This window comes from Agrobacterium genomosp. 2 str. CFBP 5494, assembly GCF_900013495.1.
Lineage (GTDB): Bacteria > Pseudomonadota > Alphaproteobacteria > Rhizobiales > Rhizobiaceae > Agrobacterium > Agrobacterium pusense.
In genome coordinates this window covers 817,661-830,132 of record NZ_LT009718.1, presented here as the reverse complement: position 1 = coordinate 830,132, position 12,472 = coordinate 817,661, and the positions used below count along the sequence as shown (strand labels likewise).

Below are 12,472 nucleotides of genomic sequence, written 5' to 3'. Positions count from 1 at the left end.
AGTTCTAATGGGCAACTGTTAAAAAAACGCGAAGTGCCGGCGAAGGGGGCGGTAGACCCGCCCGCCGTTAATGGATGTAGCCGAGCCGGATGGCTTTCGCGATCGCCTGGATACGGTTGACGGAATCAAGCTTGATCGTCGCCGAACCAAGATAGGCGTTGACGGTGTGTACCGACAGCCCGAGCTTGACCGCGATTTCTTCGCTGATACGGCCATCGCCCGCCAGTTGCAGGCAGGCGATTTCCCTCTCGCTCAACGCTTCCGAGGGCGCTGCCTTGCGCTCGTCCAGCGCCAGCATATCGACCATGATCTCGCAGCACTTGATGTGCTGTTCGATCACCACTTCATTGTCGAGAACGAGATTGGTGCCGCAGAAGACGATATAGCCGTTACCAATGGTGCCGAGGCGCACCGGTAGCGCCAGACCCGCATAGGGCAACGTATCGTTCTCGATCCGGCGCAGAAGCGCAGGCACGTCGGGGAGATCGGCAAAACCGCCGGCATTCTTGTTGCGCCAGATGACCGGCAGAAGCGACGTCTCGATGTGATCGAGAAGAATATCGCCGACAGCGCGAATGAACTGCGTGCTCTGTTCCGCGGCATTCATGCCCCAGTTTTCCAGCTCGCAGGTCAGCTTCTTCTTGTTGGGGAAACCGGAAGCGGCCGCCTTCGTCACCACGAAATTGCGCGCGCCGACCAGCTTCTGCATGGCAACAAGCTTCGGAAACAGATCCGACCGGCTCGTCACGACAGGGCTGCGGTAAAACATGCCCGTTTGACCAGTACCCTCATTGTCTTTCGTCTGTGCCATCCGTCCGACCATTATACGAGGTTGTTGCGCACGGCGTAGGCAATTGCCTCCGAGCGGGTTTTTGTCGCAGTTTTACGCATCACGCTTGTAATGTAATTATTGATCGTATTGCGTGAAATGCCAAGGATCATCGCAATTTCGTCACTCGTCTTGCCTTCCGCGATCCAGAAAAGGCACTCCAGTTCGCGCTCGGTGAGGTCGATATCGCGCACGGCTTTTGCCTCGCTGGCAATGCCGAAACTGACGCAATAGCCCGTCAGAAGCGCGATTTCACGCAGGCGTTCCGGCGACGGAACCGCTTCCTCGGGGAACAGCAGCAGGAGAGAAAGGCGAATGCGCCCCACGCAGAAAGAGAGCGCAGAATACTGCCGGTCTATGCCATAGGGAACCGAAACGTCCTCTGGAAGCAAGAGCAGCCGCGGCTGCAGAAGCGAAAGGCATTTTTCCATTTCGCTCGAACGGTTCTGGCTATTGGCAAGCTCGACGCCCAACCGGCGCACCAGATCGAAAGGCCAATCGGATGTGACGATGAATTTAAGCCCGGTTTCTTCGAGAAGGTCATCCCGCGCCAGCAGGTAGTGCGAGGCGCCAGCGTAAGTCACGAGCAAATCAAGCGCGCCTGCAACGTTACCGGCAGCAGCCGTGGCTGCGACGTTCTTGGCAAGCTGATCACGCGGCAGGGGCTTACCCATGCCCTCCATAGGCTTGGCAGACAGCCTGCGGATATCAACATCGACTTTCAATCGCCTACGCCCTCTTGCTCCCAGTGGGAGATTATACCTCGGGATGGAATCATTCCATTCGAGAAGCTTACCAAAATGGGACGGCAAGCCCCCGGAGACCGAATCATTTCATTTTATGGAACGGACTGGGATTTGCCATTACCTGACACCAGCCTTTCCACGTATTTCACCGTTCGTCTATTGCTAAAAAAACATACTGAAAAGCTGTTCAATCCATAAACGGCATTCTCAGCCAATTCCCAGCAAACTGTATCGTTGCTGAATTTTTTGTAAACACTGTCCTAAAACGAGATTGCCACGATACGTCCGCCAAGGATAGCGAAAAGCCCAAAAACGGAAAAAAGGCCGGGTAAAACTCCGGCCTTTTCGATATTACGCTGCTTTTTCCACTGCCCATTTGCGCAGAATCTTGGCGGCTCTTTCCTCGCTGATTTCCACCATGCGGGAGAGCCTGCGTTCGGGCCCTTCGCGTACTCGGCGGTTGAAGGTGCCTTCGCCATCGCCGCCCGCCAGAAGATCGTCGGTGCTGTCGAAACCGAAATCCGCCCCGAACCCTTCCATGAGACCGCTCGCGCCCGCATCCATGCCCGGAGAGAAGTCCGGCAGTTCGAGACCGGCGGCTTCCTGGCTGAGTTGGCCTGCGGCCGCGCCATTGCCGGTAACCGTGCGGACCAGCGGGCGTACACCGAGCCAGACGACAAGGAAGGCGACCGCGACAAAGGCGAGGGAATTGATGATGCCGGCGGAATTGCGGCTCAGCACTTCCATGACACCCGGTCCGCTGGCGGCCTCGTCAAGCAATTGGGTTTCGAGGAAATCCATTGCAGTCAGGGTGACCATATCGCCACGGTCGGACGAAATGCCGGCGGCGGAGGTGACGATCTTCTGCATTTCGGCGAGGTAGGCGTCGATCTTGGCCTGATCGGCGGGTTCACCGACCATCTTTGCGATACGCCCCTTGTTGACGACCACCGCGACGGAAATCTTTTCGACCGTATAGCCGTTCTTCACCGTGGCGACCGTCTTGGAGTTGATCTCGTAGTTGGTCTGTTCTTCTTTCTTCGCCGATTCGTCCGACGATTGCGGCGTGCTGCCGCCGCCCTGAGGTGCGGCCTGCGGAACATTCTGCTCCACGGTCGCGGCCGTGTCGGGCTGCGTTTCCTGCGACTTCTGGTCTTCTTTCACGGTCCGCACCGACCGTTCGACACGCGATTCCGGATCGTAGACGGTTTCCTGAATCTGGCGGCTGTCGGTATTGAGCTGCGCCGTCACGCTCGAGCGGAAATTGTCCATGCCGAGGAAGGGCGCCAGCGCCTTGTCGATATTGGTCTCGATTTCCTGCTGAACGTTCTGCGCCAGCGTCAGCGAACGGTTCATGGCGGCATTGGTGACGTCGTCACCGGACGCCAGAAGCTGACCCGTGGAATCGAGCAGGGTCACATCGTCGACTTCAAGGCCGGGAACGGCCGAGGCAACGAGGTGACGAATGGAAGCGGAGGCCTTGCGGCCGGCGGAGGCGCTCGCACGGATCATGACAGATGCGGTGGGCTTCTGTTCGCCGCGGCGGAAATTGCCGACGTCAGGCATGACGATATGCACGCGTGCGGCTGCGATGCCATCGATCTGCTGGATGGAGCGGCCGATCTCACCCTCAAGGGCGCGAACGCGCGTCACTTCCTGCATGAAGGAGGTCAGGCCTAGAGAACCGACATTGTCGAAAAGTTCATAACCGGCATTGGCGCTGTCGGGCAGGCCACGTTCAGCCAGAAGCAGCCGCGCCTTGCTGGTAAGCCCGACCGGGACCTGAAGGCTGGAACCATCGGTCCCCACCTGAAAGTCGAGACCCGACTCGGCGAGCGCAATGCTGATCTTGTTGAGGTCGCTCTTTTCAAGCCCCACATAAAGGGTCTCGTAAGCGGGACGGTTCACATAAAGCGCTGCAGCGAGGATAATGGCCATGGACACAACGCCCACGCCGCCCAACATCAGCAGCCGCGTCTGCCCCAGCGCCGCGACATTCTTCAAGACCTGAGGGATTTGATTTAACAGATTCATTCTGTTCCGCACCGTCATTCATAGAGTCCGAGACCTTTTGGCCCCGTGATGACAATAGGGTGCGAAGCTTGCGCGAGCGTTGCCTTTCTCCGCATTCTGCGAAGAGGCAGGCGCCGCTGGAAACAGCGCTAGAAGAGGTCGAAGTCGCCGGAGGCCTTGTCGAGCGGCTGGGAATGGCCGTGGCGGAAGGCCGCGCCGAGCGCCTTCTGCATTTCAGCAAGCTTGACGAGGCTGAGCGCGGTGGAGACATCCACGATCCAGTCGCCCGGGATGGAGCCGGTGATGGTGTCTATGAACTCGGCCAGGCCACGCGTCTTCTGGACCGCAAGGTCGATGCCCTGCAGCAGCTTGACGCCTTCGCTCGACAATTGGCCGCTGGTCACTTCAAGCAATTGCGGCTCGATGCGCTCGATGAGATAGGCGACATCGTGCAGTTCCGATACCACACGCATCAGAACATCCGGCAGGGCTTCTTCGAACGGAGTGGTGGCGGTGTGCTCTGCAAGCTGCATTGGAAACTCCGTACTAGAAAAATTCGATATCGTTGGCGACGGGTTTGGGCGCCGGCACCGGACGCGTTTCCATGGCCACCGTCTTCTGTGTTTCCGCGCCGCTGAGCGGATGCTGGCGGGCGCGGCCCGAGACCGGCCAGAATTCGATCTTGCGGCCATGTTCCCCGCCCGTGGAGGAGCTTATGACTGGAATGCCTTCATCCTTGAGAAACTTCATGGCGAATATGGCATTCTGCTCACCGACATTGGAGAAGCTGGCGATCGTCTTCGCGCCGCCGAAAATCTTGGCCTCCAGCCGGTCACGACGGGCGCCCTGCTTCAGCAGGCCGTTGATCAGAAGTTCCATGAGATGCACGCCATAACGCGTCGCATCTCCGCCGGTCACGCTACCGGTTCCCGGCAGCAGGAAGTGGTTCATTCCTCCAACGCCGGAAACGGGGTCTCTCAGACAGGCAGCCACGCACGAACCGAGTATCGTCGTCAGCACCACATCGGGATCGCTGACGACCTTATACTCGCCCTGAATGATATGTACGCGCTTGGCTGCAGCTTCAATCATTTCAGCGATCCGAAAACCGCTTCGATGGCAGCGCGCATCTTGTCGATGGTGAAGGGCTTGGCCAGCACGTTGTTGGCGCCGAGCTGGGCAGCCTTCTGCACCAGCGCGCGGTCGCCCTGCGCGGTGAGAATGATGAAGGCGGCCTTCTTGGTGGTCGGGTTGGCCCGCACGGCGTGCAGGAAACCGAGGCCATCCATCTTCGGCATGTTGAAATCGGAGATGACGAGATGATGGGGCTGCTGCTCCATGATCTTCATTCCCTGCTCGCCGTCACCTGCGGCGGTGATCTGCTTGAAGCCGAGCTGTGTCAGCGCATCGCTGAGGAGCAGCCGGCTGGTCACCTGATCGTCAACGATCAGAACTTTGATCTTTTCTGCGAGAGACATTAGTCAGCACCTTCTTTGCGGGCAGTGGTTAGTTTGAGGATTTCTTCGCCGATGGAGCCCAGCGGCAATTGCTGTTCAACCGCGCCTAACTCGTAGGCCACACGGGGCATGCCATAGACGACACAGGTTTTTTCGTTCTGGCCGACGGTACGCGCACCGGCATGGCGCATTTTCAGAAGTCCGGCGGCACCATCGCGCCCCATGCCGGTCAGGATGACGCCGACGGCGTTGCGTCCGGCAAGTTCGGCTACAGAGTCGAACAACACATCGACGGAGGGCCGATGGCCGTTGACGGGATCGCGCTCCACGAGCCGGCAGCAGGGCGCCGAACGATTGGCGATCTGCAGGTGACGCTCGCCGCCCGGCGCGAGGTAGATCTTGCCGGTCTGCAGGCGGGCGCCATCCGTCGCCTCTTCCACCACGGGAGCGCAGATGCGGTTCAGCCGTTCTGCGAAGCTCTTCGTGAAGGTGGGCGGCATATGCTGGGTAATTACGGTCGGCGGGCAATTGGCGGGGAATTTCTGCAGCACCGCGATCAACGCTTCGACACCCCCCGTGGACGAACCGATGGCCACGACCTTGCGCCCCGCCCGATATTCGCTGACCGGAACCGGCTGCGGCGCGGCTGCGGCTTCCGGCCGCGCCGCACGGTAAGCAGCGTGTTGGGAGCGCGCGGCAGCCTTCACCTTGTCAGCCAGATCGCCGAAGGGGCGCGCATCGCCTGGTGCCGGCTTGCCGACACAGTCGAAGGCGCCGATTTCAAGTGCCGCGAGCGAGGCGTCCGCCCCGCGATGTGTCAGCGACGAGACCATGATGACCGGCATGGGCCGCAGGCGCATGATCTTTTCGAGAAACTCCAGCCCGTTCATTTCCGGCATCTCGATGTCGAGTGTCACGACATCGGGATTGAGCTGCTTGATGGCGGCACGCGCTTCCATGGCGTTGCCGGCCTGCCCGACGACCTCGACCTCCGGATCGGCCTTGAGCACAGCCGAAATCAGGCCGCGCATGGTCGGACTATCATCGACGACGAGTACCCGTGCGAGTGCGCTCATGCCTTCCTCCCCGAAGCGTGACCGATGTAGCGATAGGTGGTGATACCCGTATTATCGAACAGGTTCTTGGCGTCACCGGAGACACGTTCGGAATGACCGATATAAAGATGACCACCTTCCGGCAGCAGGCCTGCAAAACGCGACCAGATGCGCATCTGCGTCGGCTCGTCGAAATAGATGACGACGTTGCGGCAGAAGATGACGTCGAAATTGCCCTTGAAGGGCCATTGCGTCATCAGGTTCAATTCATTGAAGGTGATGAGGCGCTTGACCTTGTCGTCGATCTGGAACTTGCGGCGGCCGCCAGCATCCACTTCCGTGAACCATTGCTTGCGCATGGCGGGAGACACGGTTTCGAGCGCATTATCGTCATAGACCCCGGCACGGGCCTGCGCCAATATTTTCGGGTCGATATCCGTGGCCAGGATTTTGAAGTCGTAATCGGCTGCATTCGGAAACATGGCGAGCACGGTGAGCGCTATGGAATAGGGCTCCTGTCCGTCGGAGCAAGCAGCGGACCAGATGCGAACACGCCCGCCGCTCTTAGCCCTTGCAATGAGGCCAGGAAGAACCTCGTCACGCAAATGTTCGAAATGATGGTTTTCGCGGAAGAAGCGGGTGAAATTCGTGGTCAGGTGCGACAGCATTTCGCGCCGCGCCTGCGCGCCATCGGGAGATGACACCAGAACGCAATATTCACGAAAGCCTGAAAGGCCGAGATTACGGATGTGTTTCGACAGGCGGGAGTAAACCAGCGACGCCTTGGTGTCGTTGAGATAGATGCCCGCATCGGCATAGATCATCGCCGCGATTTCCGAGAGGTCACGTCTCGTCAGCGGGTATTCACCGCTGGCAAGAACGTCATCCGGAGACTGGCGCTGGTCGTTGAAATTAAGTGCTGCCATGAATGATCCGCTTTCAACCCGCCGCCGCGAGCGACATTTCCTGCTTCAAGGGCTGTCCGCGCGAGGCGCTGACGATGGCATCGACATCCAGAATGAGAGCGACGCGCCCGTCGCCGAGAATCGTTGCGGCGGCAATGCCCGGAACATGGGTATAGTTGGCCTCCAACGACTTGATGACAACCTGGCGCTGACCCTGGATCGCATCGACCATCAGGGCACGCTGGCCGCCGCCTTCCGATTCCACCAAAAGAGCAACGCCTTCGACCGGATCGGCCTGGGTCGGGCGGAAATTCAGCACGCGGCCGACATCCACCAGCGGGCAGAAGGAGTTGCGGATGGAGATCAGCCGCTGGTTCGCACCGAAGGAGTGAATGTTCTTCGCTTCCGGCTGCAGGGTTTCCACGATCGCGGTCAACGGCACCACCAGTGTCTGGCCGGCAACCGTCACCACCATGCCGTCGAGAACGGCAAGCGTCAGCGGCAGGCTCATGGTGAAGGTGGAGCCTTGGCCGGGGCGCGAGGAGATGTTGATGCGACCGCCGAGCGCCTGAATGGAGCGCTTGACCACGTCCATGCCCACGCCACGGCCGGAAATGTCGGAAATCTTGTCGGCGGTCGAGAAGCCCGGGGCGAAGATGAGATTGTCGATCTCTTCATCCGTCAGGTTCGCATCGGCAGCGATGAGATCGTTGTCAATCGCCTTCTGGCGCACGCGCTCGCGGTTGATGCCGGCACCGTCGTCCTGAAGCTCGATCAGGATGCGGCCGGAGCGGTGTTTGGCCGAAAGCTTGATAGTGCCTTCCGGGTTCTTTCCAGCGGCTTCGCGCTTTTCGGGCGTTTCGATGCCATGATCAACGGCATTTCGGATCATATGCGTCAGCGGTTCGGCCAGCTTGTCGATGACCGTCTTGTCGACTTCGGTGTTCTCACCTTCGGTGACAAGACGGATCTGCTTGCCGATCATGTCGGCGACTTCGCGAACGATACGCGACATGCGCTGGAACACCGGTTTTACTGGCTGCGCACGGATCGCCATGACGCTGTCCTGGATTTCGCGCGTCAGCTGCTGCAGCTCGTCGAGACCCATATTGACGGCTGACGTACCGCTCGCATCGTTTTCGATGACGCTCTGCGACAGCATCGCCTGATTGATGACGAGCTCGCCGACGAGATTGATCAGGCGATCGACACGGTCGAGATCGACGCGGATGGTCTGGCCGGCACTTGCATTGGCAGCGGCATTGGCGTTTGCCTGCGCTGCGGCAGGTGCTGCCGCAGCTTCACGCTTTTCGATGGCGGCATTGACGCTCTGGGCGATCTGCGTCGTTGCGACGGCCGTTTCGACAGCTGCTGCAACATAAGACGCTTCCGCCGTGGCGACTTCGACAACGGGCTGCTCTTCCGCGCCGCTATCAAGCGCCGAAAGGTCGAACGGCACGGGGATCATCGGGAGTTCTTCCTCGCCGGCAGCGGCCTCCGAAAGAACTGGCGTGATTTCGAGATCGCAATCCCATTCGGCAAATTCGAAGACGCTGCGGATACCTTCTTCACCCTTGTCGGTCGTGATCGAAACCGTCCAGGAGAGATAGGATGCTTCAGGATCGAGTTTGTCGAGCGAAGGCAGCTCGGACATGTCGCAATTGATGCTCATCTCCCCAATGCGGGAAAGATCGCGCAGCAGAAGTGCCGCCTCGTTGCCCTTTGAATAAAGCGATGCATGCGGCTTAAAGGTGATCTGGAAGGATGGCGCTTCCATCAGCGGCGTGGTTTCGTCGGCAAAGTCCGTGAAGGAGAAGGGGATCGGCTCGAAGCCGCTCTCATCCGTCGGTTTGGCCTTCACGGGTTCCGGCGCCTTTACTGCGACGGGAGCGGGCGCGGATGCCGGAACGGCTTCGCCGTTTGCCAGCGCCTCCAGTTCCTTCACAAGGCCACGGGTGCGGCTTTCATCGACGCTGCCGCCGTCTCTTGCGGCATTGGTGAGGTCTGCCAGCACATCGGCCGAGCGCAGCATGACTTTGAGAACATCCTGCGTCGGTTCCAGCTTGTTGGAACGCACGCAGTCGAGGGTCGTTTCAAAGACGTGCGCAAAGGCCACGAGATCATCGAGACCGAAGGCACCTGCCCCGCCCTTGATAGAATGAACGGCACGGAAAACGGCGTTGACGGTTTCCGGATCACGGTCGCCGTCATTCAATTTAAGAAGCCCCGATTCCAGTTCGGCGAGCTGCTCCTCGCATTCCTGGAAAAAGATTTCCTTGATTTCGTTCATATCCATCGTGAAATGTCCCGTATCAGGCGGTTACGCGCTCAATGGCATCGATGAGTTTGGCAGGGTCGAACGGCTTGACGATCCAGCCCGTCGCACCGGCCTGGCGGGCGCGGTTCTTCTTCTCTGCATCGCTTTCGGTCGTCAGAACAAGGATAGGGATCGCCCGGTACTTTTCGTTGCGACGAACACCCTCTATGAAACCGAAACCGTCGAGACGGGGCATGTTGATGTCAGTCACGATGACGTCGGGGTTGCTCTGCTCGAGCACTTCGAGGCCCTCAACGCCGTCTTCGGCCTGAATGGTTTCGAAACCGGCATTGTTGAGCGTGACCAGGAGCATGTTCCTGATCGTCCGGGAATCATCCACGGTAAGAACTTTTTTCTTCACTTTTGCATCTCCTTCAGGAGCAAATGATCGATATCGACGCCTATCAGTTTCATGGTCTTGTCGAATGCATCGGACACGCTGGCAAAGCCGAAGCGTTTGCCGTCCTCTTCCCAGGATTTGGCGCCGGCCATGAGGACCTGCGCACAAAGGGCGCCGATACGTTCCACCTCTGACGCATCCACCGACAGCGGTGCTCCCCGCAACGTCATCAGCTTGCCGTGCAGGGCCGATGCTTCGTTGAGGTCCAGCACCGGTGACAGTTTCAGCGTCGCCTCAGCTGCTTTTCTGGCTGCCATTACATGACTCCCTGACGTCTGAATTGTTGGTAATCCTGGCGGTAATCCGTGCGGCTATCCTCACGGGCCATAAATGATGATTGCTGCCGATCCGCACCGGTGGCGGCAGCGAAATGTTCCTGGCGGGCAATACGAAATTCGCGCACGGTGCGGCCGAGTTCCAGAATGACGGTTTGAAGCGTGTCGGCCTCGGAGGCGCTCGCGCTGATATCGACGGCATTGCGGTCCGCCTGCCGTTGCTGCCCGCCAATATCGGCGGCAACAGATTGCAGTTCACCGGCCTGCTCGGCCGTAAGCCGCGAGACTTCAGCGATCATGTCGTTGATGCCCGAGACCTGCCGGACGACGCCGCCGATTGCGTCCTGTGTGCGGTTGACCATGCGGACGCCGCCCTCGACCTGGGTCTTCGTGGTTCCGACAAGGCTCTTGATCTCCCTTGCGGCATCTGCAGACCGCTGGGCGAGCGCCCGGACTTCCTGCGCGACGACAGCGAACCCACGACCGCTTTCACCCGCACGCGCCGCCTCGATGCCGGCATTGAGCGCGAGAAGGTTGGTCTGAAAAGCGATCTCGTCAATCGTGCCGATGATCCTGCCGATCTGTTCGGCGGATTGTTCGATGTCCGACATGGCGTCGATCGCCTCGCCGATCGCACGGCCGCTTTCGACCGCCGCGTCGCGGGCGCTCGAAACCGCCTTTTCCGTCGCCGCAATGCGAGCGCCGTTTTCGGCAACGTTCCCGATCAGTGCCTGAATCGCATGCGAGGTTTCGGCAAGGGCTTCGGCCTGCCGGCGTGAACGCTCGGCAATGGAACGGCCGATATCGGCAAAACGTCCGCTCAAGGCCTCGGCCTCGCCGACGCTGTTATGGGCCGCCGTCAACGACGCGCCTATGGTTTCAAGGGCCGTGTTGAATGTTGTCGCGACATCCCGATAGGCGTCTGGAACGTCACCGTCTATCCGTGCGTGCAAATCGCCTGCCGCAAAAGCTTTCAACGCGACGCCGAAGAGGTTTGCCGCTTCAGCCCGGTCATTGTCGCGTTGTTCCTGAAGTTCGCGGCCATGACGCAGGCGTAGTTCATTAAAGCGCAGCGAGACCGCTATCTCGGTATCGACCATCACAAGGCGGACGACATTCTTTACCGCTTCGGCGAGCTCACGGCTCTTCTTGCGGCTACCCGGCAGGATGGATCGGGGCGCGTGTTCCGCCACCAGTCCACCAACGAGGTGCTCCAGAACGACGGCGTGGCTGGCGATTTGCCAGCGCGGATCGAGACCCATGCGGCTGGCGTTGTCGGAAAGCACCTTCACCCGCTCGGCATAGAGCGCATCGAAACGTGCATCCGTCAAAACGCTCCAGTGCGACGATTGCAGATCGTGCAGGCGTTCGAGCTGGTTTTCGCTGTCGAAGGACGGGGAACAGTCCGGCATGGACTGGAAACGGGTCATCACATCGCGCAGGCCGGCCTTGACGTAAGGCTCCAGCATGCCGCGATAGCTGCGCAGGAAGTCGGATTGCGTCTCATCGAGGCCGGCAAAACGCAACCGCCCCGCCAGGCTTCCGCCTGCCGATCTGCGCGCTTGATCTGATGGCAAGTCCTGCCCCAACCGACGTCCCCAACAACATGACGGCCGGTGACACCCGGCCAATTTGCCAAGGTTCAGAACGCCAGCACCCTGAGGGGATTTTTGAACGAACACACCCATCGCGGACGATGCGGCATCGACGCTTGCCAGACCTTCTTGAACCAAGAAACGAAATACCGGATCGGCACCGGTACGGCAGTGCGGCGTCATGCCTGGAAGGGGAGAGACCCCATTCCGCCGTGGAAATACCACCAATCTTTATGGTTAATTCCTTGCTTGAAAGTTAAGAAACGCGGCGTTGCGGGTCAAACGGTAAAATTTGTAAAGTCTTTTAACGGCCCCTGCCCCGACTTTGCCGCAAATGAGCAAAAACAAAAAGGAATCGAGCGCTTCGGGCGGTTTTTCCGGCCTGTGTGCTGGACAAGCGCGGGTGGCTTCCCCTAAAACAAATCAACGGGATATTCGCGCAGCGGTGATGCTTTAAAGAGACGTTTTCGATCAAGGAGATGCCAACTTGCAATGGATGGAGAAAGGCCGCAGTTCAAGGCGCCATCCGCAAGTGCTGATCGGTCTCGTGGTCGCCAGCCTTCTTCTCATGATCGGCTTCCAGGCGCCTTCGGGTATCAAGCCGCTTTCCAAGACCAGCCGCCTCGAACGCATGCAGACCGTCGATCTTGGCCGCTCCCTTTCGCTTCGCGACAAGGATTGCGACAACGGCGGTGATGTCGGTTGCCGGTCAGGCAATGCGGCCCCGGGTATTGGTCAGGACGCGTTTTCCTTAACCGCCGTCAGTGTTGACCTTGAGGCAAAGACGCGGCTCGTTGCTGTTGCCGTCGCGCCACAAGCGTCCCGAGACTTTGCCAGCGTGGTACCACGCGCGCCTCCGCATCTTATGTACTAGTCATTC

General features: G+C 59.5%; 14 protein-coding genes. 2 read left to right on the top strand and 12 right to left on the bottom strand.

Going from position 1 to position 12,472, the window contains the following annotated elements; all coding sequences use genetic code 11:
• Nucleotides 1–67: 67 nt before the first annotated feature.
• From visR to AGR2A_RS03845, 12 genes are all read right to left on the bottom strand, one after another.
• A complete protein-coding gene (gene visR / locus AGR2A_RS03900) occupies nucleotides 68–769 on the bottom strand; it encodes a transcriptional regulator VisR (RefSeq protein WP_034496317.1) in 702 nt (233 codons plus the stop codon).
• A gap of 53 nt (nucleotides 770–822) precedes the next feature.
• Nucleotides 823–1,554: a transcriptional regulator VisN gene (gene visN / locus AGR2A_RS03895; protein ID WP_004439885.1), complete on the bottom strand. Its 732-nt coding sequence runs from the start codon at nucleotides 1,552–1,554 to the stop codon at nucleotides 823–825.
• Nucleotides 1,555–1,926: 372 nt separating this feature from the next.
• Nucleotides 1,927–3,609 (bottom strand): flagellar basal-body MS-ring/collar protein FliF, encoded by a 1,683-nt coding sequence (gene fliF, locus AGR2A_RS03890; RefSeq protein WP_037092353.1) that lies wholly within the window; start codon nucleotides 3,607–3,609, stop codon nucleotides 1,927–1,929.
• Between the two features lie 128 nt (nucleotides 3,610–3,737).
• The gene (gene cheT, locus AGR2A_RS03885) at nucleotides 3,738–4,121 is read right to left on the bottom strand and encodes a chemotaxis protein CheT (protein ID WP_004439880.1); all 384 of its coding nucleotides are present in this window, start codon (nucleotides 4,119–4,121) and stop codon (nucleotides 3,738–3,740) included.
• A gap of 13 nt (nucleotides 4,122–4,134) precedes the next feature.
• Nucleotides 4,135–4,680, bottom strand: a complete 546-nt coding sequence (gene cheD, locus AGR2A_RS03880; RefSeq protein WP_004439878.1) for a chemoreceptor glutamine deamidase CheD — start codon at nucleotides 4,678–4,680, stop codon at nucleotides 4,135–4,137.
• The gene (gene cheY2 / locus AGR2A_RS03875) at nucleotides 4,677–5,066 is read right to left on the bottom strand and encodes a chemotaxis response regulator CheY2 (protein WP_003503467.1); all 390 of its coding nucleotides are present in this window, start codon (nucleotides 5,064–5,066) and stop codon (nucleotides 4,677–4,679) included. Before cheY2 ends, cheD begins: the two co-directional genes overlap by 4 nt.
• On the bottom strand, nucleotides 5,066–6,121 hold the full coding sequence (cheB, locus tag AGR2A_RS03870; RefSeq protein ID WP_004439876.1) for a protein-glutamate O-methylesterase CheB: 1,056 nt from the start codon (nucleotides 6,119–6,121) through the stop codon (nucleotides 5,066–5,068). The genes cheY2 and cheB overlap by 1 nt, the downstream gene beginning before the upstream one ends.
• Complete coding sequence (cheR, locus tag AGR2A_RS03865; protein WP_004439874.1) at nucleotides 6,118–7,026, bottom strand: protein-glutamate O-methyltransferase CheR; 909 nt, start codon at nucleotides 7,024–7,026, stop codon at nucleotides 6,118–6,120. The genes cheB and cheR overlap by 4 nt, the downstream gene beginning before the upstream one ends.
• Before the next feature lie 13 nt (nucleotides 7,027–7,039).
• Nucleotides 7,040–9,301 (bottom strand): chemotaxis protein CheA, encoded by a 2,262-nt coding sequence (locus AGR2A_RS03860; RefSeq protein WP_072493964.1) that lies wholly within the window; start codon nucleotides 9,299–9,301, stop codon nucleotides 7,040–7,042.
• Between the two features lie 16 nt (nucleotides 9,302–9,317).
• Nucleotides 9,318–9,683 carry a chemotaxis response regulator CheY1 gene (gene cheY1 / locus AGR2A_RS03855; RefSeq protein ID WP_004439870.1) on the bottom strand — a complete coding sequence of 122 codons (366 nt, stop codon included), beginning with the start codon at nucleotides 9,681–9,683 and terminating at the stop codon, nucleotides 9,318–9,320.
• On the bottom strand, nucleotides 9,680–9,979 hold the full coding sequence (locus tag AGR2A_RS03850; protein ID WP_004439868.1) for an STAS domain-containing protein: 300 nt from the start codon (nucleotides 9,977–9,979) through the stop codon (nucleotides 9,680–9,682). The genes cheY1 and AGR2A_RS03850 overlap by 4 nt, the downstream gene beginning before the upstream one ends.
• On the bottom strand, nucleotides 9,979–11,574 hold the full coding sequence (locus AGR2A_RS03845) for a globin-coupled sensor protein (protein ID WP_234797379.1): 1,596 nt from the start codon (nucleotides 11,572–11,574) through the stop codon (nucleotides 9,979–9,981). Before AGR2A_RS03845 ends, AGR2A_RS03850 begins: the two co-directional genes overlap by 1 nt.
• A 39-nt stretch (nucleotides 11,575–11,613) precedes the next feature.
• Between AGR2A_RS03845 and AGR2A_RS28825 the strand changes: the two genes are divergently transcribed.
• Nucleotides 11,614–12,009 (top strand): hypothetical protein, encoded by a 396-nt coding sequence (locus tag AGR2A_RS28825; RefSeq protein ID WP_167378172.1) that lies wholly within the window; start codon nucleotides 11,614–11,616, stop codon nucleotides 12,007–12,009.
• Nucleotides 12,010–12,088: 79 nt separating this feature from the next.
• Nucleotides 12,089–12,466 (top strand): hypothetical protein, encoded by a 378-nt coding sequence (locus AGR2A_RS03840; RefSeq protein WP_045532846.1) that lies wholly within the window; start codon nucleotides 12,089–12,091, stop codon nucleotides 12,464–12,466.
• Nucleotides 12,467–12,472 lie beyond the last annotated feature (6 nt).

What these genes read in the sequence shown, in the direction of transcription:
- visR (WP_034496317.1), bottom strand. Translation starts at nt 769, where the DNA reads ATGTTTTACCGCAGCCCTGTCGTGACGAGCCGGTCGGATCTGTTTCCG.
- fliF (WP_037092353.1), bottom strand. Translation starts at nt 3,609, where the DNA reads ATGAATCTGTTAAATCAAATCCCTCAGGTCTTGAAGAATGTCGCGGCG.
- cheT (WP_004439880.1), bottom strand. Translation starts at nt 4,121, where the DNA reads ATGCAGCTTGCAGAGCACACCGCCACCACTCCGTTCGAAGAAGCCCTG.
- cheD (WP_004439878.1), bottom strand. Translation starts at nt 4,680, where the DNA reads ATGATTGAAGCTGCAGCCAAGCGCGTACATATCATTCAGGGCGAGTAT.
- cheY2 (WP_003503467.1), bottom strand. Translation starts at nt 5,066, where the DNA reads ATGTCTCTCGCAGAAAAGATCAAAGTTCTGATCGTTGACGATCAGGTG.
- cheB (WP_004439876.1), bottom strand. Translation starts at nt 6,121, where the DNA reads ATGAGCGCACTCGCACGGGTACTCGTCGTCGATGATAGTCCGACCATG.
- cheR (WP_004439874.1), bottom strand. Translation starts at nt 7,026, where the DNA reads ATGGCAGCACTTAATTTCAACGACCAGCGCCAGTCTCCGGATGACGTT.
- AGR2A_RS03860 (WP_072493964.1), bottom strand. Translation starts at nt 9,301, where the DNA reads ATGGATATGAACGAAATCAAGGAAATCTTTTTCCAGGAATGCGAGGAG.
- AGR2A_RS03850 (WP_004439868.1), bottom strand. Translation starts at nt 9,979, where the DNA reads ATGGCAGCCAGAAAAGCAGCTGAGGCGACGCTGAAACTGTCACCGGTG.
- AGR2A_RS03840 (WP_045532846.1), top strand. Translation starts at nt 12,089, where the DNA reads ATGGAGAAAGGCCGCAGTTCAAGGCGCCATCCGCAAGTGCTGATCGGT.